Origin of the sequence: Roseixanthobacter psychrophilus (assembly GCF_043195195.1) — a bacterium.
GTDB lineage: Bacteria > Pseudomonadota > Alphaproteobacteria > Rhizobiales > Xanthobacteraceae > NCEH01.
The window spans coordinates 14,065-38,409 of sequence record NZ_JBAFWT010000024.1; the positions used below are offsets into that span (position 1 = coordinate 14,065).

General features: G+C 65.4%; 25 protein-coding genes. 18 read left to right on the plus strand and 7 right to left on the minus strand.

What is annotated here, in order from left to right:
• Positions 1-26: 26 nt before the first annotated feature.
• Entirely contained in the window at positions 27-533 is a 507-nt protein-coding gene (locus tag V5F77_RS18845) for a YciE/YciF ferroxidase family protein (RefSeq protein ID WP_429006881.1), read from the minus strand.
• A gap of 272 nt (positions 534-805) precedes the next feature.
• On the opposite strand from V5F77_RS18845, the gene V5F77_RS18850 reads away from it, so the two are divergent.
• Entirely contained in the window at positions 806-1,096 is a 291-nt protein-coding gene (locus V5F77_RS18850) for a DUF2934 domain-containing protein (RefSeq protein WP_429006882.1), read from the plus strand.
• 13 nt (positions 1,097-1,109) lie between these two features.
• Here V5F77_RS18850 and V5F77_RS18855 read toward each other — a convergent pair whose 3' ends face one another.
• Positions 1,110-1,307 carry a hypothetical protein gene (locus tag V5F77_RS18855; protein ID WP_429006883.1) on the minus strand — a complete coding sequence of 66 codons (198 nt, stop codon included), beginning with the start codon at positions 1,305-1,307 and terminating at the stop codon, positions 1,110-1,112.
• 216 nt (positions 1,308-1,523) lie between these two features.
• On the opposite strand from V5F77_RS18855, the gene V5F77_RS18860 reads away from it, so the two are divergent.
• Positions 1,524-2,384 (plus strand): DUF2189 domain-containing protein, encoded by an 861-nt coding sequence (locus tag V5F77_RS18860; RefSeq protein WP_429006884.1) that lies wholly within the window; start codon positions 1,524-1,526, stop codon positions 2,382-2,384.
• 55 nt (positions 2,385-2,439) lie between these two features.
• Here the strand turns inward: V5F77_RS18860 and V5F77_RS18865 are convergent, their stop codons facing one another.
• Entirely contained in the window at positions 2,440-2,673 is a 234-nt protein-coding gene (locus tag V5F77_RS18865) for a hypothetical protein (RefSeq protein WP_429006885.1), read from the minus strand.
• A gap of 223 nt (positions 2,674-2,896) precedes the next feature.
• Between V5F77_RS18865 and V5F77_RS18870 the strand changes: the two genes are divergently transcribed.
• Positions 2,897-4,492 (plus strand): gamma-glutamyltransferase family protein, encoded by a 1,596-nt coding sequence (locus V5F77_RS18870; RefSeq protein ID WP_429006886.1) that lies wholly within the window; start codon positions 2,897-2,899, stop codon positions 4,490-4,492.
• Positions 4,493-4,707: 215 nt separating this feature from the next.
• On the opposite strand, the gene V5F77_RS18875 is transcribed toward V5F77_RS18870, so the two are convergent.
• A complete protein-coding gene (locus V5F77_RS18875) occupies positions 4,708-5,124 on the minus strand; it encodes a DUF1236 domain-containing protein (RefSeq protein ID WP_429006887.1) in 417 nt (138 codons plus the stop codon).
• Positions 5,125-5,305: 181 nt separating this feature from the next.
• Positions 5,306-5,908: a CarD family transcriptional regulator gene (locus V5F77_RS18880; RefSeq protein WP_429006888.1), complete on the minus strand. Its 603-nt coding sequence runs from the start codon at positions 5,906-5,908 to the stop codon at positions 5,306-5,308.
• A 515-nt stretch (positions 5,909-6,423) separates the two neighbouring features.
• On the opposite strand from V5F77_RS18880, the gene ahcY reads away from it, so the two are divergent.
• From ahcY to V5F77_RS18895, 3 genes are all read left to right on the plus strand, one after another.
• Complete coding sequence (ahcY, locus tag V5F77_RS18885) at positions 6,424-7,821, plus strand: adenosylhomocysteinase (RefSeq protein WP_429006889.1); 1,398 nt, start codon at positions 6,424-6,426, stop codon at positions 7,819-7,821.
• A gap of 360 nt (positions 7,822-8,181) precedes the next feature.
• Positions 8,182-10,068 (plus strand): potassium transporter Kup, encoded by a 1,887-nt coding sequence (locus V5F77_RS18890; RefSeq protein ID WP_429006890.1) that lies wholly within the window; start codon positions 8,182-8,184, stop codon positions 10,066-10,068.
• Between the two features lie 194 nt (positions 10,069-10,262).
• Complete coding sequence (locus V5F77_RS18895) at positions 10,263-11,294, plus strand: UPF0104 family protein (protein ID WP_429006891.1); 1,032 nt, start codon at positions 10,263-10,265, stop codon at positions 11,292-11,294.
• Between the two features lie 46 nt (positions 11,295-11,340).
• Here V5F77_RS18895 and V5F77_RS18900 read toward each other — a convergent pair whose 3' ends face one another.
• Positions 11,341-12,003 carry a hypothetical protein gene (locus V5F77_RS18900; RefSeq protein ID WP_429006892.1) on the minus strand — a complete coding sequence of 221 codons (663 nt, stop codon included), beginning with the start codon at positions 12,001-12,003 and terminating at the stop codon, positions 11,341-11,343.
• 244 nt (positions 12,004-12,247) lie between these two features.
• Here V5F77_RS18900 and V5F77_RS18905 point away from each other — a divergent pair, with 244 nt between their 5' ends.
• The 10 genes from V5F77_RS18905 to V5F77_RS18950 all read left to right on the plus strand — a co-directional run bounded on the left by V5F77_RS18905 (position 12,248) and on the right by V5F77_RS18950 (position 21,049).
• Positions 12,248-12,397, plus strand: a complete 150-nt coding sequence (locus tag V5F77_RS18905) for a hypothetical protein (RefSeq protein WP_429006893.1) — start codon at positions 12,248-12,250, stop codon at positions 12,395-12,397.
• On the plus strand, positions 12,394-13,728 hold the full coding sequence (locus V5F77_RS18910) for an ATP-binding protein (protein ID WP_429006894.1): 1,335 nt from the start codon (positions 12,394-12,396) through the stop codon (positions 13,726-13,728). The genes V5F77_RS18905 and V5F77_RS18910 overlap by 4 nt, the downstream gene beginning before the upstream one ends.
• A gap of 127 nt (positions 13,729-13,855) precedes the next feature.
• A complete protein-coding gene (gene pstS / locus V5F77_RS18915; RefSeq protein WP_429006895.1) occupies positions 13,856-14,899 on the plus strand; it encodes a phosphate ABC transporter substrate-binding protein PstS in 1,044 nt (347 codons plus the stop codon).
• Between the two features lie 125 nt (positions 14,900-15,024).
• Positions 15,025-16,011 carry a phosphate ABC transporter permease subunit PstC gene (pstC, locus tag V5F77_RS18920; protein WP_429006896.1) on the plus strand — a complete coding sequence of 329 codons (987 nt, stop codon included), beginning with the start codon at positions 15,025-15,027 and terminating at the stop codon, positions 16,009-16,011.
• A gap of 13 nt (positions 16,012-16,024) precedes the next feature.
• Positions 16,025-16,855 carry a phosphate ABC transporter permease PstA gene (gene pstA, locus V5F77_RS18925; RefSeq protein WP_429006897.1) on the plus strand — a complete coding sequence of 277 codons (831 nt, stop codon included), beginning with the start codon at positions 16,025-16,027 and terminating at the stop codon, positions 16,853-16,855.
• 48 nt (positions 16,856-16,903) lie between these two features.
• Positions 16,904-17,728, plus strand: coding sequence for a phosphate ABC transporter ATP-binding protein PstB (gene pstB / locus V5F77_RS18930; protein ID WP_429006898.1), 825 nt, complete (start codon positions 16,904-16,906; stop codon positions 17,726-17,728).
• A gap of 19 nt (positions 17,729-17,747) precedes the next feature.
• Positions 17,748-18,476, plus strand: a complete 729-nt coding sequence (gene phoU / locus V5F77_RS18935; protein ID WP_429006899.1) for a phosphate signaling complex protein PhoU — start codon at positions 17,748-17,750, stop codon at positions 18,474-18,476.
• A 5-nt stretch (positions 18,477-18,481) separates the two neighbouring features.
• Positions 18,482-19,183: a phosphate regulon transcriptional regulator PhoB gene (gene phoB / locus V5F77_RS18940; RefSeq protein ID WP_429006900.1), complete on the plus strand. Its 702-nt coding sequence runs from the start codon at positions 18,482-18,484 to the stop codon at positions 19,181-19,183.
• A gap of 281 nt (positions 19,184-19,464) precedes the next feature.
• Positions 19,465-19,839, plus strand: coding sequence for a hypothetical protein (locus tag V5F77_RS18945; protein WP_429006901.1), 375 nt, complete (start codon positions 19,465-19,467; stop codon positions 19,837-19,839).
• Between the two features lie 226 nt (positions 19,840-20,065).
• Positions 20,066-21,049 carry a tripartite tricarboxylate transporter substrate binding protein gene (locus tag V5F77_RS18950; protein ID WP_429006902.1) on the plus strand — a complete coding sequence of 328 codons (984 nt, stop codon included), beginning with the start codon at positions 20,066-20,068 and terminating at the stop codon, positions 21,047-21,049.
• A 242-nt stretch (positions 21,050-21,291) separates the two neighbouring features.
• Here V5F77_RS18950 and V5F77_RS18955 read toward each other — a convergent pair whose 3' ends face one another.
• Positions 21,292-21,804 (minus strand): GcrA family cell cycle regulator, encoded by a 513-nt coding sequence (locus V5F77_RS18955; RefSeq protein ID WP_429006903.1) that lies wholly within the window; start codon positions 21,802-21,804, stop codon positions 21,292-21,294.
• 335 nt (positions 21,805-22,139) lie between these two features.
• On the opposite strand from V5F77_RS18955, the gene V5F77_RS18960 reads away from it, so the two are divergent.
• Entirely contained in the window at positions 22,140-23,348 is a 1,209-nt protein-coding gene (locus V5F77_RS18960) for an aspartate aminotransferase family protein (protein WP_429006904.1), read from the plus strand.
• Positions 23,345-24,274: an ornithine carbamoyltransferase gene (argF, locus tag V5F77_RS18965; RefSeq protein ID WP_429006905.1), complete on the plus strand. Its 930-nt coding sequence runs from the start codon at positions 23,345-23,347 to the stop codon at positions 24,272-24,274. The genes V5F77_RS18960 and argF overlap by 4 nt, the downstream gene beginning before the upstream one ends.
• Positions 24,275-24,345 lie beyond the last annotated feature (71 nt).

Below are 24,345 nucleotides of genomic sequence, written 5' to 3' on the forward strand. Positions count from 1 at the left end.
GGTGAGGGCCAGGCGCAGCCTTGGTCTTATTCCGCCGCGCGGATGTTGAGCTTGGCTTCGGCGATGGAGGTCAGCTTCTTGTCCGCTGCCTTTTCCTCGTCGAGGGTGCGCTGGAGCACGCTGGCGCAATCGGCGCGGCCGAGGCGCTTGGCCCAGGCGATCAGGGTGCCATAGCGGGTCATCTCGTAATGCTCCACCGCCTGCGCGGCGGCGGCGAGGGCGGCGTCGAGCACTTCCTTGTCCTCGACTTCGCCGGCGATTTCCTCGGCTTCCTTGATGATGCCGTCGATCGCGGGGCAGGTGACGGTCTTGGCCGCGGCGCCGTGCATGCGGAACACTTCCTCAAGACGCGTCACATGGCCCTCGGTTTCCGTCAGATGCGCCTTGAAGGTCGCCTTGAGCTGGGGATCGCTCGCCTTGTCCATCATCTCCGGCAGCGCCTTGAGGATGCGCTTTTCGGCATAATAGATGTCGCGCAGGGTGTGGACGAACAGATCGTCCATGGTCTGAATGTCTTTGGAGAAGAAGCCCATGGTGCGGTCCTCGCAAGTTGGGTCGGATGGATTGGGATCGAGTGCGGGCGTGCGCTTGCACCCCGCTGCCCAATCAACCTCTCGCGCCGGGTGTTGTTCCGGAAAATTAGTATTCAGAAAGCTTGTGCCAAGCATTAGATGAAATAAATGATGCCAGCTTGGCAGTAAATTCGTTCGATTTGCATCGATTGAACGGGCTTCATCTCGGCCGTTGTGCGGGAACTGCGAGGGTTGCACGCAAGTTCTGGTGCTGAACCGAACGAGGTGAAGCGATGAACGACGACAGCCAGCAAGAAGACCGGATGGAGGAACAGACGCGGGCCAGGGCCTATCAGCTCTGGCTTGAGGAAGGTCAGCCAGAGGGCCGCGCCGATGTCCATTGGGACATGGCCCGCGAAATCGTCGCGCAGCAGGAGAATTACCTCGCCACCACCAAGCCGATCGGCGAGGCCGGGCCGGTCGAGGAATCCCTCGTCGCTCTCGACAATCAGGGAGAATTTCCGACCCTGACCGACCAGGGGGAGATGGAAACCCCGCGCAAGGGGACGCCGCCCCGGAGATAGCGGGGCGGCGATTTTATTCGGGCGCCGGGCCCTGTTCGCCGGGCCGTCCGGTGGGCTGGGTCTCGCCGCGCTTGGCGATGCCGACGATGGCCGCCTCGCGGGTCGGGTAGGGGCCCGCGAGCGGCGTGCCATCCTGCGTGACGGCCCACCACCCCGGCTGGACCCCCCGTGCGCCGGCCTCGGTGGTTTCTAATTCCTTGGGGTAAAGCATGCCTGCCTCCGTCGGTGGGATCTACCAAGGCAACGCATCGGCGCGGCGGGACGTTCCACGCGGGACCGCCGGGGGCTCGGCCGCAGGCACGCTGACAGGCGGAGAATTGAAGCGTACACTTCCTTCAAAGACGGGTGTCGCGGCAAGGTCGTGGCCTGCGCAACTGGCGCTTACCTGGTCCTGCGACGTCCCGAGACATAATCGGGAGGAAGCGCCATGACGATCCGAAATCCAGTCGAGTGGAGCGCAGACCAGCTCCGGCTCACGTTCAATGCGGCACGCGCCGCCGGTGCCGCCTTTGCCCCGCCGGCGGAAAGCTTGTCTACGCCGCTGCCTAGGGTGCGGCGCATCACCGTTTCCGACCTCGGCGATGTCCTGCGGCGCGGGATGGCGGATTTCGGCGCGTGCCGCACCGACATCGTCTTCATCTGCGTGATCTATCCCCTGGCCGGCCTGGTGCTGGCCCGGATCGCGCTCGGTTACGGCATGTGGCCGCTGCTATTCCCGCTGGTGTCCGGCTTCGCGCTCATCGGCCCGTTCGCGGCCGCCGGGCTCTACGAGATGAGCCGCCGGCGCGAACACGGCCTGCCGATCGCCTGGACCGACGGGTTCAAGGTCTTCGCCTCGCCCGCCCTGGCGCCCATGCTGCAATTGGGCCTGATCCTCACCCTCATCTTCGCCCTGTGGCTGGTGGCGGCCATGGCGATCTATTACGCGACCCTCGGCCCGCTGATGCCGGCGTCGTTCCAAAGCTTCGCGCGCGATGTGTTCACCACCCAGGCGGGCTGGGCGATGATCATCGTGGGGGTATCTGTCGGGGCGATCTTCGCCGTGGTGGTGCTCACCATTTCCGTGGTGTCGTTCCCGCTGCTGATCGACCGGCGGGTGTCGATGTCGACGGCGATCCGCACCTCGGTGGATGCGGTGCTGCTCAATCCCGTGCCGATGCTGGCCTGGGGCCTGATCGTCGCAGCGGCGCTGGCGCTGGGCGCCCTGCCGGGGCTGGTGGGATTGATCGTGGTGGTGCCCGTACTCGGCCACGCCACCTGGCACCTCTATCGCAAGGCGGTCCGCTGAGGCGGACCTTGCGCCGGGACGTCGGTTGAAATGAGGAGCTCCGCCTGGCCGTGCGTCAGGCGGTGAGGGCGGATTCGGCCTTCAGGGCGCCGCGCGCATAGACCCGCGTGAGATACAGCGCGGGGACGGTGAACAGCGCCATCAGCCCGTATTCGCCAATGGTGCCGAGGTGGAACAGACCGCCCAGGGCCCATCCGGCGGCAATTGCGGACGCGATCGTCTGGCATGCCACGAACACCGTCGCGCTCACCACGGTGAGCATGTGCTTGCCCTTTACCTTCGCCTGCATACCCATCTCCTGCCATCCGCGCGGGCGGCGCGGGCCATCACCCGTCGAGGCACCCCGAGCGCGCCGTCCGTCCGGTCCGTTGTGGACCCTGGGCGTCGCTGTCGGAAAAAGTCGGTTGCCTCCGTCCCCCCATGCTTTATTGCCCGCAGCCGCAAGACGCAACGCCGGCGGTGTCACGGCCCCGGCACTGCACCCGCCGCGCCGGGCGGCCTGGAGGACGAGAATGATCCACGAGAGCGCTCATGCCGGTCGCGGCATGGTGGCTGCGCCCCACGCCTTGGCGGTGGAAGCGGGACGCGAGATCCTGCGCGAGGGCGGCAACGCCATCGAGGCGGCGCTTGCGACGGCCGCTGCGATCGCCGTGGTCTATCCCCATATGAATCACCTCGGCGGCGATGGCTTCTGGCTGATCCGCGAGCCCTCGGGCCGGGTCAGCTATATCGAGGCCTGCGGCTTTGCCGGGGCGAAGGCGACGCAGGCCTTCTATCGCGATCGTGAATTGGAGGCGATTCCCCAGCGCGGCCCGCTTGCCGCCCTCACCGTTCCCGGCGCGGTGGGCGGCTGGGAGCTGGCGCTGCAGGCGGCGCGCAGCTTCGGCGGCAAGCTCAGCCTCGCGCGCCTGCTGGAGCCGGCGATCCTGCATGCCCGCAACGGCGTGCCGGTGACCTCATCGCAGGTGCGCCTGACGGCCGAGAAAAAGGGGGAGATGGACGCTTCTCCCGGCTTTGCGGAAACCTTCATGCCCGGCGGCAAGGTGCCGGAGCTGGGGCAAGTGCTGGCGCAACGCACGCTCGGCGATACGCTGGAGCATCTGGCACGGGCCGGTCTTGAGGATTTCTACCGCGGCGACATCGGCCGCGAGATCGCCTCGGATCTCGAGCGCATCGGCGCGCCGGTGACCCGGGGAGACCTTGAGCGCTATCACGCGGTGGTGCGTGCGCCGCTGTCGCTGCCCCTCGCCTGCGGCACCCTCTTCAATGCGCCCCCGCCCACCCAGGGGCTGGCCTCGCTGCTGATTCTCGGCCTGTTCGAGCGGCTCGGGGTCACGCGCGGGGACAGCTTCGCCCATGTGCACGGTCTTGTGGAGGCCACCAAGCGGGCCTTCCTGGTGCGCGACAAGGTGGTTTGCGATTTCGACCATCTCAAGCACGATCTTGCGGCGCTGCTTGCGCCCGCGGCGCTGAATGCGGACGCGGCGAAGATCGACATGGGGCGGGCCCTGCCCTGGCCGCAGCCGGCGCAGCGCGGCGACACCATCTGGCTCGGGGCGGCGGATACCTCGGGACTGGTGGTGTCCTACATCCAGTCGATCTTCTTCGAATTCGGCTCGGGCTGTGTGCTGCCGTCCACCGGCGTGCTGATGCAGAATCGCGGCGCCAGCTTCTCGCTCGACCCGAAGGCGGTGAACCCGCTCCAGCCTGGACGGCGGCCGTTCCACACGCTCAATCCCGCGCTCGCGGTGCTGCGCGACGGGCGCATCATGGCCTATGGCACCATGGGCGGGGAGGGGCAGCCGCAGACCCAGGCGGCGGTGTTCACCCGCCATGTGATGTTCGGCGATTCCCTCGGCGACGCCATCGCCAAGCCGCGCTGGCTGCTGGGGCGCACCTGGGGCTCGGTCACCACCAGCCTGCGCCTGGAATCGCGCTTCGATCCGGACGTGGTGCGCGATCTGGAGCGGGCGGGCCATGTGCTGGAGGTGCTGCCGGAGGCCTATAGCGACACCATGGGCCACGCCGGCGCGGTGATTCTCGACCCGCGCGGCGATCTGGAAGGCGCGCACGATCCGCGCGCCGATGGCGGGGCGGCGGGCGTCTAGCGGCCAGCGAAGGGCAAGGAGCGGGCAGGCTGTGAGCTACAGGGTTCGGCCTGCAGGGTCGCCTCGCTGCGGGGCGTGGTCGTTCTAAGGCCAATCGTCATGCACGGGCCTGACCCGTGCATCCCTGTGGTAACGTTGGCGCCAGCCTTTCAAGGCCCGCGCGGTCGGCCCGGCGTGGGTGGCCGGGACGAGCCCGGCCACGACAAAAGAAAGAGCTACTGGATGACCTGCATCACGCGGTGAGTCTGCGGATCCACCAGCACGGTGCGGTTGTTGACCACCGTATAGCGATAGGGCGTCGCGCCATATTCGGCGGGGACTTCATAATAGGTGACGCCCTGGTCCGGGAGCTGCGCGCCCACAATCACCGGGTCGGAATAGGTGTAGGAGGGACGGCGTTGCTCGACCACGTAGGTCTGGAAGCGCGGCGCCTGATCGCCGATCATGGCGCCGACCACGGCTCCGCCCACGCCGCCCACGACTGCGCCCACCGGGCCGCCGACCAACGCACCACCGATCACACCTGTCGTGGCACCGGCCGCCGCGCCGCCTTGTGCTGCGGGCGCATTCTGCGCGAACGCCAGGCCGGGCACGGAAATAATGGCGCTAATAAGTACAAGCTTCTTCAACATGGAAGTATTCCTCCTGATGAGCAAGCTTGAGAGGTGATCTCGTAAGCTGCGCAATACAGAACAAAACAAATTCCGCGCCAAAGAGTTCCATTTCGTTATTGCGACACATCCTCAACGGCCAGGGATGGTACAAAAAAAGGCCCGGCGCTGGGCCGGGCCTTTTTGAAAAAAACGCGAAGACTCAGGCGGCTTCTTCGGCTTCCAGGTCGGTCTCGGCGTCGGCCTCGACTTCCACATCGGCTTCTTCGCCCTTGGCGACGCCGCGGCGGGGACCCTTCTGGAGGTTCTGCTCGATCATCTTCACCGATTCGGTGTCGGTGATGTTTTCCACCGCCGAAAGCTCGCGCGCCATGCGGTCCAGGGCGGCTTCGTAGAGCTGCCGCTCGGAATAGGACTGCTCGGGCTGGGCATCGGAGCGGTAGAGGTCACGCACGACTTCGGAGATCGCCAGCAGGTCGCCGGAATTGATCTTCGCTTCATATTCCTGGGCGCGGCGGCTCCACATGGTGCGCTTGACGCGCGCGCGTCCCTTGAGGATTTCCAGCGCCTTGGCGACAACGGGAGCTTCGGACAGCTTGCGCATGCCCACGGCGGCGACCTTGGGCACCGGCACGCGGAGCGTCATTTTGTCCTTCTCAAAAGATATGACAAACAGCTCAAGCTTGAAGCCGGCGACTTCCTGCTCCTCGATGGCCATGATACGACCGACGCCGTGCGAGGGGTACACGATGTGCTCACCCGTCTTGAAACCAAGGCGGATCTGGGCGCTCTTCTTTGTCGACATGCTCTTGACCACTCCTGATTCGGCCAGCGGCCGAACCGTGTTGGCGCGCGAACGCTCGTTTCCGGAACTTCCGGGCGATGGCGCACCTTGCGCTGGCGACTAGGCCGCGGCCGGTACGCCCGACGGCCCGCTGATGTCAGTCGAAGATTACAACCTTGCGTAAGCGTCCAAGCATCCGAACCGCCTTCGCGGCCCGGTGCTACCTTTCTCGCCCCAATATTCCCGAGAATGCGCTATCGAAAACCACGCGCGACGCGGCTGGTTGGAAAAGCAATCGACTGTAAAGGCTTGTATAACACAAAAACCGATGAAATCAAAGCACTACGCCGGCTTCACCGGCCATCCCCCGCAAGCCTCCCATGCGCTCCCTTAAGGTGGTGAGCTTTCTAAGCTTTCTCACATATAAGCATTTCTTTATATCTTGATTGCTCATCGGGCGCGCCCATGCTAGAGGGCTGCCACGAGATGAGATGCTCCGCACCGGCGGGGCCGCAGCACCAGGACGGAGAGACGACATGAGCACCGATTATGTGGTGAAAGACATCAATCTTGCCGACTGGGGCCGCAAGGAACTGGATATCGCCGAGATCGAGATGCCCGGCCTCATGGCAACCCGCGCGGAATACGGCCCGAGCCAGCCCCTGAAGGGCGCCCGCATCGCCGGTTCGCTCCACATGACGATCCAGACCGGCGTGCTGATCGAGACCCTCAAGGCCCTCGGCGCCGACGTGCGCTGGGCCTCGTGCAACATCTATTCGACCCAGGACCACGCCGCCGCCGCGATCGCCGCCGCCGGCATCCCGGTGTTCGCCGTGAAGGGCGAGAGCCTGGAAGAGTATTGGGAATACACCCACCGCATCTTCGAGTGGGCGGACGGCGGCGCGCCGAACATGATCCTGGACGACGGCGGCGATGCGACCTTGCTGGTGCATCTCGGCAAGCGCGCGGAAGCGGGCGATACCGCCTTCCTCGACGGCGCCACCAATGAAGAGGAAGAAGTGCTGTTCGCGGCCATCAAGCGCCGCCTGAAGCACAAGCACGGCTGGTACACTCAGCTCGCCAATTCCATCCGCGGCGTGACCGAGGAGACCACCACGGGCGTGCATCGCCTCTACGAGATGCAGAAGAAGGGCACGCTGCTCTGGCCCGCCATCAACGTCAACGACAGCGTCACCAAGTCCAAGTTCGACAATCTCTACGGTTGCCGCGAGAGCCTCGTGGACGGCATCCGCCGCGGCACCGACGTGATGATGGCCGGCAAGGTCGCCATGATCGCCGGCTTCGGCGACGTGGGCAAAGGCTCCGCCGCCTCGCTGCGCAATGCCGGCTGCCGGGTGATGGTGTCCGAGGTCGATCCCATCTGCGCGCTTCAGGCGGCGATGGAAGGCTATGAAGTCACCACCATGGAAGATGCCGCCAAGCGCGCCGACATCTTCGTGACCGCCACCGGCAACCTCGACGTGATCACCGTGGACCACATGCGGGCCATGAAGGACCGCGCCATCGTCTGCAACATCGGCCATTTCGACAGCGAGATTCAGGTCGCCGGCCTCAAGAACTTCAAGTGGCACAATGTGAAGCCGCAGGTCGACGAAGTTGAGTTCACCGATGGCAAGCGCATCATCCTCCTGTCGGAGGGGCGGCTCGTGAACCTCGGCAACGCCACCGGCCACCCGAGCTTCGTGATGTCGGCCTCGTTCACCAACCAGACGCTGGCGCAGATCGAGCTGTTCACCAAGCCCGGCGTGTACGACAAGAAGGTCTACACCCTGCCCAAGACCCTGGACGAGAAGGTGGCCATGCTGCATCTCGAAAAGATCGGCGTGAAGCTCACCAAGCTGTCGGACCAGCAGTCGGCCTATATCGGCGTGTCGCAGCAGGGCCCGTTCAAGCCCGAGACCTACCGTTATTGATGCCGGCGCGGCCGCACGCCGCGCTGCGTCATCACGCCCGTTCCGCGCCCCGGTTCTCGCAAGAGGCCGGGGCGTCGGCATTTTGGGCGCAGAACCGCCGCATCCCGCTGCCGCAGAGGCCCATTCCGGATTGAATAGGTGACCTTGGGAAGAGACCCGCATTGTCATCATTCGCGAAGAGAGCTAGGTGTGGGGAGGCTGCGGCTTGCTGCGGCCGCGCGCTGCTGGGGGGCTGCCTTGGACGGTTATGACCATCGATCGCGGCGCGCGGGATGGCGCCGGTGCGGCCCGTTGGGGCGCGGCCAGCGTCGATTTCCCATTCTGTCCCGGCCCCCTCGTTAAGCGCGCGGATCCAGCGACATGTCCCTGAGTGCGACCCGCGATCGAAAACGTATTTTGCCCTTCGCCGCCGAGATCGGCGCCCTGGGCGTGGTGTTCGGGGATATCGGCACCAGCCCGCTCTATGCCCTCAAGCAGGGCGTGCTGGCGGTCGGCGGCACCAATTTTCTTCCCGACGACGTGCTCGGCCTGCTCTCGCTGATCACCTGGAGCATCATCCTCTCGATCACGATCAAATATGTGATGCTGGTGCTGCGGGCCGACAATGACGGGGAAGGCGGCATCCTCGCCCTGGTCACCTTGCTGGACCTGCATCGCAGTGCGATCGGGCTGCGGTGGTACCTTCTGGCCGCCGGCCTGCTGGGCGCGGCCATGCTGATCGGCGATGGCGTGCTCACCCCCGCCATGTCGGTGCTTTCAGCCATCGAGGGGCTCGGCGTCATCGCCCCGCAGCTCCATCAATGGGTGGTGCCGCTCACCGTGGCGGTGCTGCTGGGGGTGTTTTTGTCACAGCGCGCCGGCACCGACAAGATCGCCAGCTTCTACGGCCCGATCATGCTGATCTGGTTCGGATCCTTGGCGGTGCTTGGGATCTATGGCATCGTTCGCGCGCCCCACGTGCTGGTCGGGCTCGATCCGCGCTACGGCCTGCAACTGCTGGTGGATCATCCCGGCCTTGCGGGCGTGATCCTCGGCGCCTGCTTCCTCGCCATCACCGGCGGCGAGGCGCTCTATGCCGACCTCGGCCATTTCGGCCGCAAAGTGATCGCGCGCGCCTGGCTTTCTGTGGCCATGCCGGCGCTGCTGCTGAACTATTTCGGCCAGGGCGCGATCCTGCTCACCGATCCCGCTGCCGTGCGCAACCCATTCTACGATCTCTGTCCCGATCCGATGGACATCCCGCTGCTCATGCTGGCCACCGCCGCCACCGTGATCGCCTCGCAATCCATCATCACCGGCGTATTCTCGCTGGCCAAGCAGGCGATCGAGCTTGGCTATCTGCCGCCGATGCGCATCCGCTACACCAGCGAGCACAACGAGCAGCATATCTATGTCGGGCGGCTGAACTGGCTGCTGATGATCGCCTGCATCGCTGTGGTGCTCGGTTTTGAGGGCTCGGACCGTCTCGCCTCGGCCTATGGCATCGCGGTGGCGTTCGCCATGGTCACCACATCGATCCTGTTCATCGCGCAAGTGAACCGGGCCTGGGGCTGGCCCCGGCCGGCGGTGATCGCGCTCGGCGTCTGCCTGCTCTCGCTCGATGCCGCCTTCGCCACCTCCAACCTCACCAAGCTGCATGATGGCGGCTGGCTGCCGCTGACCATCGCCGGCGTGGTGATCTTCGTCATGGTCAGCTGGCGGCGCGGTCTGGAGAGCGTGGTGGCGCAACAGGTGCGCTTCACCGAGCCGCTGGACGGCTTTATCGCGCGCAAGGACCGGGCGAACGACGGGGTGAGCCCGCGCACCGCCATCTTCCTGTCCCGCGCCGGCGCCATGACTCCGGTGGCACTCTCGCGCATGGCGGACGTGATGAAGATCCGCTTCAACCGCGCGATCGTGGTGTCGGTCTGGATCGTCGCCCGTCCGCGCGTGTCGCTGGACGAGCGGGTGCGGGTGACGCTGCTTGACGGCACCTTCGTGCAGGTGGACCTGCGCTTCGGCTACATGCAGCAGATCGACGTGCCCTCGGTGCTCGGCCCGGCGCTGAGCGCGCGCGGCATCGACCCGGACGAGGCGATCTATGTCATCGGCCACGAGCGCATCATTCCGCCGGACGAGATTTTCCGCCTGCGCGACGTGGTGGCGCACGTTTTCGCCTTCCTGGCGCGCAATGCGGAGCGCTCGGTGGATCGCTTCGGGCTGCCCCGCAGCCGCACCATGGAAATCGGCTATCCGGTGAAATTGTGACAGCGGCCTCGGCTTGCCTTGGACCGGCCGTGTTACGAAGCTAGAAACGCAGCGTCCGCGCCCTCAAGACCAACAACAAGGCGTAGCCGCAACGCGCGTTCCGACGTAAGGGAAAGAGGCCTCAAAAGAGCGCGCCACGGGTCGGCATCCCGGGGATGCGGCACAAAAAGTGGCCGGCGGGGAAATGGTGTTTCATGTTTCATGTCAAAGTCTGGCGGTTCCTGAAGGACAAGGTGGGCCTGCACGGCCTCGGCCTTATCGCGAGCCTTGTGGTCATCGGCTTTGCGGCGGTCGTGCTCTATCGGATGCTGCACAACCTGAAGTTCGACCAGGTGGTGCTGGCGCTGAAGGCGAAGGACCCGCACTTCGTGTTCGCCGCCTTCGTGCTGGTGGCCTGCGCGTATCTGACTCTGACGCTCTATGATTTCTTCGCCCTGAAAACCATCGGACGCACCCGCATCCCCTATCGCGTGGCGGCCATGGCGGGCTTCTGCTCCTATTCGGTCGGCCACAATGTGGGCTTCACCGTCTTCACCGGCGGCTCGGTGCGCTACCGCATCTATTCGGCCTGGGGGCTGACGGCGGTTGACGTGGCGAAGATCTGCTTCATCGCCGGTCTTACCTTCTGGCTCGGCAATATCGCGGTGCTGGGCCTCGGCATCCTGATCCACCCGGAAGCCGCCACCGCCGTCGATCAATTGCCGCCGCTGGTGAACCGCCTGATCGGTGTGACCGCGCTCATCTGCCTGTTCGGCTACATGTATTGGGTCAGCGCCGCGCCGCGCAAGATCGGCCGCTCCAGCTGGTTCGTCACGCTGCCGGCGGGCAAGTCCACCGTGATCCAGGTGGGGATCGGCATTCTCGACCTCACCTTGTGTGCGGCCGCCATGTACATGCTGATGCCGGCGTCGCCTTATATCGACCCGGTGTCGCTGGCGGTCATCTTCATCACCGCCACCCTGCTCGGCTTCGCGAGCCACGCGCCCGGCGGGCTCGGGGTGTTCGATGCCGCGCTGCTGATCGCGCTGCCGCAGTTCGACAAGGAGGAGATGGTCGGCGCGCTGCTGCTGTTCCGCCTGTTCTATTACATCGTCCCGTTCGCGATCGCCCTCACCATCCTCGGTTCGCGCGAACTGTGGCTCAGCACTCTGCGGCGGCGGCTGCGGCGCGAAAACGCGCAAGCCGCGGCGCATCTGCCGCCGGGACTGGAATCGCGCGACAGCTGACGGGCGCGCGCGATGTCTCAAGCCGGGCCGTGAGGTCGGGCTTGGCTCAGGGGGCCAGGGCCGGGCCCAGACCGGGCGCGGGCAGCAGGTTGCCCCCGTTCGGGATCTTCATGGTCCGTGTGCCCGGCGGCAGGAGGAACAGTTCGGGCTTTTGCGGGCCGCGGGTCAGCGACAGCGCCTCGAAGGCGATGTGGGTCTTGCCCTGAATTTCCACTTCGGTACGCAGAACGATCCCGTCCTCGGTGATGCAGGCGACCGCGGGTCCGGCGATCTGAGCGCTTTTCTCCACCCGCCAGAGGGTGCAGGGCTCTCCCGCCGCTTCCGAGGCGCCAAGCCTGGTGCCTTCTCCCGCCAGCGAAGCGATCTGGAAATCGGCGGGCAGGTCGGTCTCGACCCCCATCTTCGGCAGGCTCGGTGAAACCAGCACCACCTTGCGCGTGTCGAGGTTGAGGAAGCCCAGCAGCGTGCCCGGCACGGCGGGATTGCTGATCTCCATCCGCATGCGATTGCCCTGATGGGCCATGTCCACCTGCACGCGCCCGCCCAGCCGGGCCTTGAGGGCGAAATCGACCGTGGGCGTGGGCAGGGGATCGGCGCGGGCGGGGAGGGCGCCGAGGGCTGCTCCCGCCAGTGCGGACAGAATCACGCCAGCGCGCAGGTGAAGACTCACCCCTGTCGCAGAGGCGCGGCGCCGCCTGACCGATGTCATAAGAACTCGCTCCTTTTCGGGGTCGCGTATGGGTGGGCGATATCACTACAAGCCGGCCCCGGAAAGGCGACCGGAGCGCGCGATCACATGAATCTCAGATCAGGAAAGAAAAAAAGCTTGCGGAATGCGCTCGGTGGCGGCCTGCGTGCGGGCACTGTCTTATTGTCTTCGCGCAGCCGCTACAGCATATGCCAAAGCGATTCCCGCCGGGGACCTAAAAACGCTCCAAGGAGGGCCGCGCTTCATGACCCATCTGCCGATCCCCGTCTGGTCCGCGCCGACCCGCGCCGCGCCGAAGGCGCCGATGGCGGCGCGCGGCTGCTTGCGGGGGGCCGGTGGTGCGATGGGCCTCAGCGTGCCGGATGCGATGCAGAAGGAGCATTCCCGATCATGACGCGCGGCATTTTGCATGGCGGGGCGATGCCCTGGCTCACCTGCGCCGTCGCGCTGCTGGCCGTCAGCATACTGTGCGCGGTGGGCGCGGTGTTCGGCCTGATCGCGCCGGTGTTCGCGGTCTTGCTGATCCCGCTGTTCGCGCTCGGCCTGTTCTTCGTCGGGAAGGCGCGCGTGCCGCATGAGCCGGTGCTTGAAAGTACCCCGCGCGAGGAACTAGCGCCGCCGCCGCCGCGGGTGGACCCGCGCGTGGAGGCGGTGGTGGCCGCCTTGCCGGAGCCCGCGCTGCTGCTGACCCCGAGCGGGGAGATCCTGACCGCGAACCAGCGCGTGGCGCTTTCGGTGGGGCCGGCCAAGGTGGGCGATCCGCTGTCCTTTCTCGTCCGCGTCCCGGAGGTGCTGGAGGCCGTGCGCGCCGGTGCCCAGGACGGGGTGCCGCGGCGCGTCGAGTTCGGCGAGCGGGTGCCGCTCGATCGCTGGCTGGAAGCCCATGTGGTGCCGCTGCGGCTGAATCCGCGGCGTCCCGGCGCCGGCGGGCGGGAGGACCGCACGCCGGACACCGTGCTGCTCACCTTCCGCGACCTCACCCACCAGCGCCGGATCGAGCAGATGCGGGCGGATTTCGTGGCGAACGCCAGCCATGAGCTGCGCACGCCGCTCGCCTCGCTGCTGGGCTTCATCGAAACCCTCATGGGGCCGGCCCGCAACGACGTGGCGGCGCGCGAGCGGTTCCTCGGCATCATGGCGGCGCAGGCGCGGCGCATGTCGCGCCTGATCGACGACCTGCTTTCCCTCTCGCGCATCGAGTTGAATGCCCATGTGCGGCCGGAGACGCCGGTGGAACTGGGCGGCATCATCGCCCATGTCTGCGACACCCTCGGCCCGCTGGCGGAGGATCGCGGGGTCTCGATCGAGATCACCCGCCCGGCCGAGCCGGTGTTCGTGCAGGGCGAGCGCGACGAGTTGATCCGCCTGTTCGAGAACCTGGTGGAGAATGCGCTGAAATATGGCGCCAACGGACGCCGGGTCGAGGTCGCGGTCTGGGTCGAAAAGGGGCTGTCATCCTCGGCCGTGGTGTCGGTGCAGGACTTCGGACCGGGGATCTCGCCCGAGCATTTGCCGCGGCTCACGGAGCGCTTCTACCGGGCCGACGTGGCGGTGAGCCGGGACCAGGGCGGGACCGGCCTCGGCCTCGCGATCGTGAAACATATTGTGGCGCGTCATAGGGGGCGATTGGGGATCGAGAGCCGGCAAGATGCCGGGGCAACCTTTACGGTCCGCTTCGATCTCATCGAGGCTCCGAATAAAAGTATAGAAAAAACAATAGCATAAACTGTCATCGCCTTGTCACGTTGGGGTCATAGAACCGTGGCGGCGGGCCGTTAGAGTTAACCGGCCCCAATGTTGCGTCGCGGCAGATAGCCGACGGGCGACACCTATTGGTCAAGGAGAGAACCCCGTGAAGCTGACCACCGCTTTCGGCGCAGCAATTGCTGTTGCCGGCTCCCTTTTCGCTGGCGGAGCCTTCGCCGCCGACATCACCGGCGCTGGCGCCACCTTCCCGGCGCCCGTCTACCAGGCTTGGGCCGTCGCCTATAAGGAAAAGACCGGCACCGGCCTCAACTATCAGTCCATCGGCTCGGGTGCCGGTCAGACCCAGATCTTCAACCGCACGGTTGATTTCGGCGCGTCCGACGCGCCGGTCGACACCGCCAAGCTGGCCCAGCAGAACCTGCTTCAGTTCCCGGCGGTGATCGGCTCGGTGGTTCCGATCGTCAACCTCGACGGCGTCGAAGCCAACAAGCTCAAGCTGACGGGCCCCGTTCTCGCCGACATCTATCTCGGCAAGATCACCAAGTGGGATGACAAGGCGATCGCCGCGCTCAACCCCGGTCTGAAGCTGCCCAGCATCGGCATCGTGCCGACCTATCGTTCGGACGGATCGGGCACCACCTACGTGTTCGCCACCTACCTCGCCGACGTCAGCGCCGAGTGGAAGTCCAAGGTTGGCGCTGCCACCTCCGTGTCCTGGCCCGCGGGCGCCGGTGGCAAGGGCAATGAAGGCGTTGCCGGCACCGTCAAGAACACCAAGGGTGCCATTGGCTACGTCGAATATATCTACGCTTCGGCCAACAATCTCGTGACCACCGAACTGCAGAACAAGGCCGGCAAGTATGTCAGCCCCACCGTTCCCGCGTTCCAGGCGGCTGCTGCCAATGCGGATTGGGCGAATGCGAAGGATTTCGCCGCGTCCATGATCAACACCCCGGGCGATGCGACCTGGCCGATCACCAGCGCGACCTTCATCCTGCTGCCCAAGCAGCCGAAGTCCGCCGAGCAGGCCAAGGACGTGATGAAGTTCTTCGATTGGGCCTTCGAGCATGGCGGCCCGATCGCCGAGAAGCTGCATTACATCCCGCTGCCCAAGGATGTGGCTGAGCGCGTCCGCGCCGCCTGGAAGTCTGACGTGATGGTCGACGGAAAGCCGGTCTGGTCGAACTGATCGACCGTCCTTGTCATGAGGTAAGCTCGGGCCGGCTTCGAAGACATTCGCAAGCTGGCCCGGGGTCGATCCTGCTGCGCTTTGGGGAGTGCAGCAGGATGCTTTCACCAAAAGGAAAGACGACAATGGACGCAACGATGGCTGGGCTTCCTGGGAGTAGCGTTCAACCGGGGCACATCGGCACTGCCAAGCCTGTCGGCCGGATCGCCGATTTGGTCTTTGTCGGCCTGCTCTGGGGATGCGGCATCTTCGTGCTGGTGTTGCTGGGCCTCATCATCGCGATGCTTTTTGAAGGCGGCCTTCCCGCTTTCTCGGCTTTCGGCCTCGATTTCCTCTGGTCGGCGACCTGGAATCCCGTGACGGAGAAGTTCGGCGCCCTGGTCATGATCTACGGCACGATCTTCAGTGCCATCATCGCCGTCATCGTCGCGCTTCCGCTGTCCTTCGGTATCGCCTTCTTCCTCACGGAGATCGCGCCCCAGGTGATGCGTCGGCCGATCGGGGTAGCGGTTCAGCTCCTCGCCGCCGTCCCGTCCATCATCTACGGCATGTGGGGCTTCTTCATCATCTCCCCGCTCATGGCCGCCTATGTGCAGCCGCCCCTGATCGATTGGCTCGGTCCCATTCCGGTGCTCGGCGCCCTTTTCACGGGGCCTGCCCTGGGCGGCGGCATGTTGACCGCAGGCCTTATCATGGCGGTCATGATCCTTCCCTTCATCACGGCCATGTTCGTGGAGACGCTGGAATCGGTTCCCCCCATGCTGAAGGAATCGGCCTACGGCGTCGGCGGCACGACCTTCGAGGTGTACAAGAACGTGTCCGTGCCTTACGGTAAGACCGCCATGGTCGGCGCCGTGATGCTGGGCCTCGGTCGCGCGCTCGGCGAGACCATGGCCGTCACCTTCGTGATCGGCAATGCGACACGCCTCTCGGCCTCGCTGTTCGCGCCCGGCGCGACCATCGCCTCGACCATCGCCAACGAATTTCCGGAAGCCGCGCAGGGCTCGCTCAAGCTGGACTCGCTCCTCGCTCTGGGCTTCATCCTGTTCGTGATTTCCTTTATCGTCCTGGCGCTGTCGCGCTTCCTTGTCCGCTCCAACCTGAAGTCTTGAGGGGCCGGCCGCCATGTCGCTCGCAATCCGTCGCACCAAGGACCACGTTGTCAAAGCGGTGAGCACCGCGTTTGCCGGGATCGCCCTGTTTCTGCTGGCGTGGATTTTGTTCACCCTGGTCCAGAAGGGCCTTCCGGCCCTCGGGCTCAACGTATTCACCAAGATAACGCTGCCGCCGGGCCATAACGGGGGGCTTCTGAATGCCATCGTCGGGTCGCTGATCCAGATCGGCATCGCGATGGTCATCGGCACCCCCATCGGCCTCCTCGCAGGGACATTCCTGGCCGAGAATGGAAAGACCACGAAGGTTGGCCACGTCGCCAGGTTCGTGAACGACATCCTTCTCTCGGCGCCGTCGATCCTTGTCGGCCTGTTCGTCTATGCCTTCCTCGTCAACCCGTTCGGCGGGTTCTCCGGCTGGGCCGGCTCGGCGGCACTGGCGATCCTTGTGATCCCGGTGGTGGTGCGGACCACGGAGGACATGCTGAACCTGGTGCCCATCGGCTTGCGCGAAGCGGCCTATGCGCTCGGTGCGCCTCAATGGAAGGTCGTGATGATGGTGACCTGGCGCGCTGCGCGCGCCGGGATCATGACCGGCGTCCTGCTCTCCATCGCCCGCGCCGCCGGCGAGACCGCGCCGCTGCTGTTCACCTCGCTAGGCAACAATTCATGGTCGACCGATCTGTCGGCGCCGATGGCGAGCTTACCCATCGCCATCTATCAATATGCCGGCAGCCCCTTCGATGACTGGGTTGCCCTGGCCTGGGCCGGTGCCCTGCTCATCACGGTGTCCGTGCTGGTGCTGAACATCGTCTCCCGTCTCTTCCTCGCCCGGGCGGGCTGAGCGCCTGGACCCCTGGACAACCGCACATCAAGATCCAAGAGGCCGAAGATGAATTCCGCAGTGGACCCCACCTTCAACATCGCATCGTCCGTCTCGGCCAAGCCCGATGCGGTGCAGGCGCCGACCAAGATCAAGGTGGAGAAGCTCGATTTCTATTACGGGCAGAACCATGCGCTGAAGAACATCAATTTCGAGATCCCCGAGAAGCGCGTCACCGCGATGATCGGTCCCTCGGGCTGCGGCAAGTCCACCTTGCTGCGCGTGTTCAACCGCATGTACGATCTCTATCCCGGCCAGCGCGCCGAGGGTGGCGTCATGTTCGATGGGGTGAACATCGTCGGCAAGGACCTGGACCCGACCGTCGTGCGCACGCGCATCGGCATGGTGTTCCAGAAGCCGACCCCGTTCCCCATGTCGATCTATGACAACATCGCCTTCGGCGTGCGCCTGCACGAGAGCCTCAACAAGGCGAAGATGGACGAGCGGGTGGAAAGCTGCCTGCGCAAGGCCGCCATCTGGGAAGAGACCAAGGACCGCCTGCACACCTCGGCGCTCGGCATGTCCGGCGGCCAGCAGCAGCGCCTGTGCATCGCCCGCACCATCGCCGTGCAGCCGGAAGTGATCCTGCTGGACGAGCCCACCTCGGCGCTCGACCCGATCTCCACCTCGAAGATCGAAGATCTGATCGACGAGTTGAAGCAGGATTTCACGATCGTCATCGTGACCCACAACATGCAGCAGGCGGCGCGCTGCGCCGATATCACGGCCTTCTTCTATCTGGGAGAATTGGTTGAAGTCGCGCCATCCGACGTGATCTTCACCAATCCCAAGCAGATCAAGACCCGCGACTACATCACCGGCCGCTTCGGCTGAGCGAACAAGGATCTGCGAGATGTCCGACCATACCGTCTCGGCCTTCGATGCCGAGCTGAAGGAGATCGGCCGCAAGGTCGTCGAAATGGGTGGCCAGTCCGAGCGCATGGTGGCCGATGCCGTCGGCGCCCTGATCCGCCGCGATACCGCCGCCGCCCAGCGGGTGATCCTGCTCGACACGAGCGTCGATCACCTGCAGCGGGAAATCGAGGAAAAGGCCATCCTCTGCATCGCCAAGCGTCAGCCGGTCGCCAGCGACCTGCGTGACGTGGTGGCTTCGATCCGCATTGCTTCCGACCTGGAACGCATCGGCGATCTCGCCAAGAACGTGGGCAAGCGCGTGCTCGCCATCGAAGGGGAATACCATCCCCAGAAGCTGGTGCGCGGCGTCGAGCACATGTCCGACCTGGTGCTTGAGCAGCTCAAGGAAGTGCTGGACGCCTATGCCAGCCGCGACAAGGCCAAGGCCGTGGACGTGTGGGTGCGCGACAGCGGCATCGACACCATGTACACGTCCCTGTTCCGCGAGCTTCTCACCTATATGATGGAAGATCCGCGCAACATCTCGGTGTGCACGCATCTGCTGTTCTGCGCGAAGAACATCGAGCGCATCGGCGACCACGCGACCAATATCGCGGAAACCATCTATTACATGGTGTCCGGCCAGGTATTGTCGGACGAACGCCCGAAGGCGGATGTCTCCAGTGAGACCACCGTTGCTTTCCCGGGGGTTAGCCTTCAGGGGTAAAATCTGTGGCTGCGCGTATCTTGATTATCGAGGACGAGGAACCGCTGACCCTTCTGCTCCGCTACAATCTGGAGTCCGAGGGCTATTTCGTCGAAAGCGTCGGACGTGGCGACGAGGCCGAGACCCGGTTGCGCGAAAGCGTGCCGGATCTCGTGATCCTCGACTGGATGCTGCCGGGGTTATCGGGCATCGAACTGTGCCGCCGCCTGCGCACCCGTCCGGAAACGGAACGCCTGCCAGTCATCATGCTCACCGCAAGGGGCGACGAGACCGAGCGCGTGCGCGGCCTTGCTACCGGGGCTGACGATTATGTGGTGAAGCCCTTCTCCGTGCCGGAACTGTTGGCGCGCGTGCGCGCCCTGCTGCGCCGGGCGAAGCCGGAGCATGTCGCCACCCTACTGCGGGCCGGCGACATCGAGCTGGACCGGGAGACCCACCGGGTGCACCGCTCCGGCCGCGAGGTGCATCTCGGGCCAACCGAATTCCGCCTGCTGGAATTCCTCATGCAGAGCCCAGGACGGGTGTTCTCACGGGAGCAATTGCTCGACGGGGTGTGGGGGCAGGACGTCTATATCGACGAGCGCACCGTGGACGTGCATGTCGGCCGGCTGCGCAAGGCGATCAATCGCGGGCGCCAGTCGGATCCGATCCGCACCGTCCGTGGCGCCGGCTATTCCTTCAACGAGATGTTCGCCCGCGTTCACTGAGCGGATGACGAGGAAGGCCCATGGGTTGACTCATGGGTCTTCGGCCAAGCTTGGGCCTTCGGTCAAGCTAGCGCGGCGCCTGAGCGTAGCCCTCCCGGCCCCGTTCGGAAGCCGCTGGTATGATGCGGTCCGCGCTCAAGGCGGCATCATCCGAAGGTTGCGGTAGGTCATCCCAAACGAGGATATCGGCGTCCTCCCGTGTGATGGCCGCCCGATGGGGCCATGGCTAAACGTGAAGGCAACGGAGGATTTGGCCTCCAGTCTTCACGAGACCCTGCGCTATGGCCCAAGAGTCCCATCCCCTGCCGCCGTTCTCCGCGTCCGTATCCCGCGTGCGGACGGCATCCAACGCCAGCGCCGTGCGCCGCTGGAACGCGCTCCTGGCGGTGTGCCTCGGTGGCATGCTGCTCGCCTCGGCCTTCACCAGCGCTAGGGCGGGTGAGATCTCGCCGCCGCTGAATTGCGCGGAAGCCGCGTCGATCATCGCCCGCTCGGGCGCGGCGATCATCCGCAACTCACCGACCACCTACGACCGCTATGTGCGCGACGGCAGCTTCTGCGGCCCGGATGGGGCCACGACCCCGGCCTTCGTTCCGACCTGGGACAATCCGGATTGTTTCGTCGGATACAGCTGCGGCAATTTCCCTTCGCGCTAGCGCCGGAGCCGCTCAGGCTCAATCGCGCTCGGCGGCGAATCCCGCTCCAACTCTTGGATAGAGAAGGTTCACCGATCAGATGGGCCACTCAATCTGATCGGAACGTGTGCCAGGTGGCGCCGGATCGGCTGCTCCGCTCCTCCAAGCTGCGCCGATGGTCGAATAGGTGAGGGGCTTCTTCCTCAGCGTAATCTTGCCTTAAGATGCGCGCCGAGGAGACCCAAGCATGAAGAAAATCCTAGGCATCGTTGCCGTGGCCGCCACTTTGTTTTCAGGGGCGGCACAGGCGCAGGCGCCCGTGCAGCAAGATTATCCAAACCGGCCGATCCGGCTCGTTGTGCCGTTTGCGGCGGGCGGTTCCACCGACATCGTCGCCCGCATCATCGCTGCGAAGATGAGCGATATTCTCAAACAGCCCGTGGTGGTGGAAAATCGCGGCGGTGCCGGCGGCAATGCGGGGGCAGCCTCCGTCGCCCGCGCCGCGCCGGACGGATACACGGTGCTGATGGGCACGGTCGCCACCCATGCCATCAATCCCGCGCTTTACGCCAAGATGCCCTATGACCCGGTGAAGGATTTCGCGCCGGTCTCGCTGCTGGTGAATGTGCCCAATGTGGTGATCGTCCATCCCTCATTGAACGTGAAGACCACGGCGGAGCTGATCGCGCTGCTGAAGGCCAATCCGGACAAATATGAATATGCCTCCTCGGGCGTCGGCACGCCGCTGCACCTGTCGGGCGCGCTGTTCGAGAGCATGGCCGGCGTGAAGATGACCCATATTCCCTACAAGGGCGCGGGCCCCGCAATGCTCGATGTGGTCAGCGGCAATGTGAAGATCATGTTCGACAATCTGCCGTCCGCCATCGGCCAGATCCGCAAGGGCGCGGTGGTGGGCTTGGCTGTGACCACGAAGGAGCGCTCGCCGGCCGCTCCGGATATCCCGACCGTTTCGGAATCCGGCCTGCCGGGTTATGAGACCTATTCCTGGAACGCGATCTTCGCGCCGGCGGGAACGCCCATGGCCTATATCGACAAGCTGGCCGCGGCGGGCGCGCAGGCGGTTGCCGATCCTGAGGTCAAGGCGAAGCTGGCGGATCTCAGCGCCATCACTGTCGGCAGCAGGCCGGATCAGCTCGCCGCCCACGTGAAGTCTGAAATCGCCAAATGGGCGCCGGTGGTGAAGGCGTCGGGCGCCTCGGTCTCCGAATAATCATCGGCTATCCCGCCCCCCGCCTGCGGGGGGCGGCCATCTAAGACGCTGCCCCGCCTCGCGGGGGCGGCGATCAGGGAGGCGGTGCCGCGCCGGTTGGCGGCGCAAACGCAGTTCCTGTCGACCCGTCCAGGGAGGCCGGGCCCTTCAGCGCACCGGATCACATGCCGGTCTGTAGCGCTCGGCACCTTTTCTTAGGCGTGTCGGTGTCCGCGTCGCGCGCGGGCACCGAATGTGTGATGTCAGATCCGCGCCACCCGCCGGTCGCGCCGGCGATCCTGCGTCGGCTGGTAGGCCATGCGCGCATGGGTCGCGCAATAGGGCATCCCCGAGAGGCTGCGCCCGCCGCAGAAATAGAAGCTCTCCGTCCCAGGCTCGCCGATCGGCCAGCGGCAGGTACCTTCGGTGAGGTTCATGATGGTGCAGCGCTGCCCCATGGCGACGATATTGTCGCCGCCCACCGGACGTGGCGCAGGCGCGGGTGCCACGAAGGCTTCGAGAGCGGGCGCCAGGGCGGTGTTGCCGTTGGTCTGCGGACGTTGCGGGGGCTTGTTCACCGGCGCTTCGGGCCGTGCTTTGCGCGGACGGGCCGCAGGCGCGGTGGATTTCGCCCGGCCGGACAGGCCGAGGCGATGCACTTTGCCGATCACCGCATTGCGGGTGATGCCGCCCAGCTCGCCGGCGATCTGGCTTGCGGAAAGCCCTTCACCCCAGAGCTTCTTCAAGAGTTCGACGCGCTCGTCGTTCCAGCTCATCGCTCTCCTCCTTTGACTCTTCTCCCGCCCCCAGGCGCGCGATGGCGCGCGGGTTCGCAGGGCCCAACGTCACTTGGGGAACAGGCCGCACGACATATCGTGGTCGGCCACGAGCAAACTACAATATGCACGCCCGCCCGCACAGAGTCGGAATGCATTCACGGGCCGTTGTCCCCAAGTGGTTACGATCAGGTTAACCGCCGCGCTCTGTTGACCTCACGCGCGCGATCATTAGAATCCCTTTTTGTCGGGCCGCCCCGCGAGGGCGGCCTTTGGCGTTTCTGATGTCACGCGAAGCGCTCTTCGCTTCGCGCAACCCCAAGAGGAGGGGTCCCGTGATCACCCCCGTTCTGCCGACCTATGCGCGCATCGACCTTGTTTTCGAGAGGGGAGAGGGCTGCTGGCTCGTCACGACGGACGGGCGACGCTTTCTTGATTTTACTGCCGGCATCGCCGTCAACGTGCTGGGTCATGCCCATCCTTATCTGGCGGCGGCGCTCTCCAAACAGGCCGGAAAGCTCTGGCACACCTCCAATCTGTTCCGCATCGTCGACGGCGAGCGCCTCGCGGAGCGGCTGAAGGCGGCCACCTTCGCCGACACCATGTTCTTCACCAATTCCGGTGCGGAAGCGCTGGAGTGCGCCATCAAGATGGCCCGGCGCTACCAATATGTGACCGGCGCCGAGACGAAGAACCGCATCATCACCTTCGAGGGGGCGTTCCACGGCCGCACGCTCGCGACCATCGCCGCCGGCGGCAACCCGAAGTATCTGGAGGGCTTCGGCCCCGACATGCCGGGCTTCGACCAGGTGCCGTTCGGCGATATCGCAGCGGTGAAAGCGGCGATCGGGCCGAATACCGGTGCCATCCTGGTGGAGCCGATCCAGGGCGAGGGCGGGGTGCGGGTGCCGCGGGCGGACTTCCTGCCGCAGCTTCGCGCGCTGTGCGACGCGCACGGCATGCTGCTGGTTCTGGACGAGGTGCAGAGCGGCGTCGGCCGCTCGGGCCGCCTGTTCGCGCACGAATCCGCAGGTATCGTGCCGGACATCATGGCCGTGGCGAAGGGCATCGGCGGCGGCTTCCCCATGGGCGCTTGCCTCGCCACGGAAGCCGCGGCGAAGGGCATGACGCTCGGAACCCACGGCTCCACCTATGGCGGCAACCCGCTCGCCATGGCGGTGGGCAATGCCGTGCTGGATATCGTGCTGGCCGAGGGCTTCCTCGACCGGGTCCAGGCGATTTCCACCCAGCTTGTGCACACCCTCACTGAGATCATGAACCGTCATCCCGCGGTCATCGCTGAGGTGCGAGGTCGCGGACTCCTGCTCGGCCTCAGGGCGCAAGGTCCCGCTGCCGAACTGGTGCTCGCCCTGCGCGAGGAGGGCCTGCTGGCCCCCGGCGCGGGAGACAATGTGGTTCGACTTTTGCCGCCGCTCATCCTCAGCGAGGACGAGATCGCCATTGCCGCCGAAAAGATCGAGGCCGCCTGCGTGCGGATCGAGGACGGCTTGGCAATGGCCCCGGCGAAGGGAGCCGCCGAATGAAGGACAATGGCGTGCGTCATTTTCTCGATCTGACGGAGATCCCGCCCACCGAGCTGCGGCGGGTTCTCGAAATGTCGAAGGACCTCAAGGCCAGGCGGAAGTCCGGCGAACGCGAGCGCCCGCTGGCCGGCAAGTCGCTGGCCATGGTGTTCGACAAGCCGTCCACCCGCACCCGCGTCTCGTTCGACCTGGCCATGCGCCAGCTCGGCGGCGACACGGTGATGCTCACCGGCGCGGAAATGCAGCTCGGGCGCGGCGAGACCATCGCCGACACCGCCCGCGTGCTGTCGCGCTATGTGGACGCCATCATGATCCGCATCCTCAGCCATGAGGATCTGTTGGAACTCGCCGCCTATGCCACCGTGCCGGTGATCAACGGTCTCACGCGCGTGTCCCATCCCTGCCAGGTGATGGCCGACGTGATGACCTTCGAGGAGCACAAGGGCCTGATCACCGGGCGCAAGGTCGCCTGGACCGGGGATTCCAACAATGTGCTGGCGTCCTGGATCCATGCCGCCCACTGCTTCGACTTCGAGTTGAACGTGGCGACGCCGAAGGAATTGTCGCCGCGCCAGGCCCTCAAGGAGTTCGTGAAGAAGACCAAGGCGCGGGTGAAATTCATCCGCGACCCCGAGGCGGCGGTGGAGGGCGCGGACTGCGTGCTCACCGACACCTGGGTCTCCATGGGTGACAAGGAGGCCGAGCGGCGCCACAATCTGCTGAAGCCTTATCAAGTGAATCGCGCGCTGATGGCGCGTGCCAATCCTGGCGCCATCTTCATGCACTGCCTGCCCGCCCATCGCGGGGAGGAAGTGAGCGACGAGGTCATGGACGGCCCGCAGTCGGTGGTGTTCGACGAAGCGGAGAACCGCCTGCATGCCCAGAAGGGCATTCTGGCCTGGTGCTTCGATACGCCCTCCGCGTGAGGCCATCGCCTGGGGCTATGGACGGCGCGCAGGATCGGACGGCGAGATCGTGCGCGTCGCGCCTGACGCAA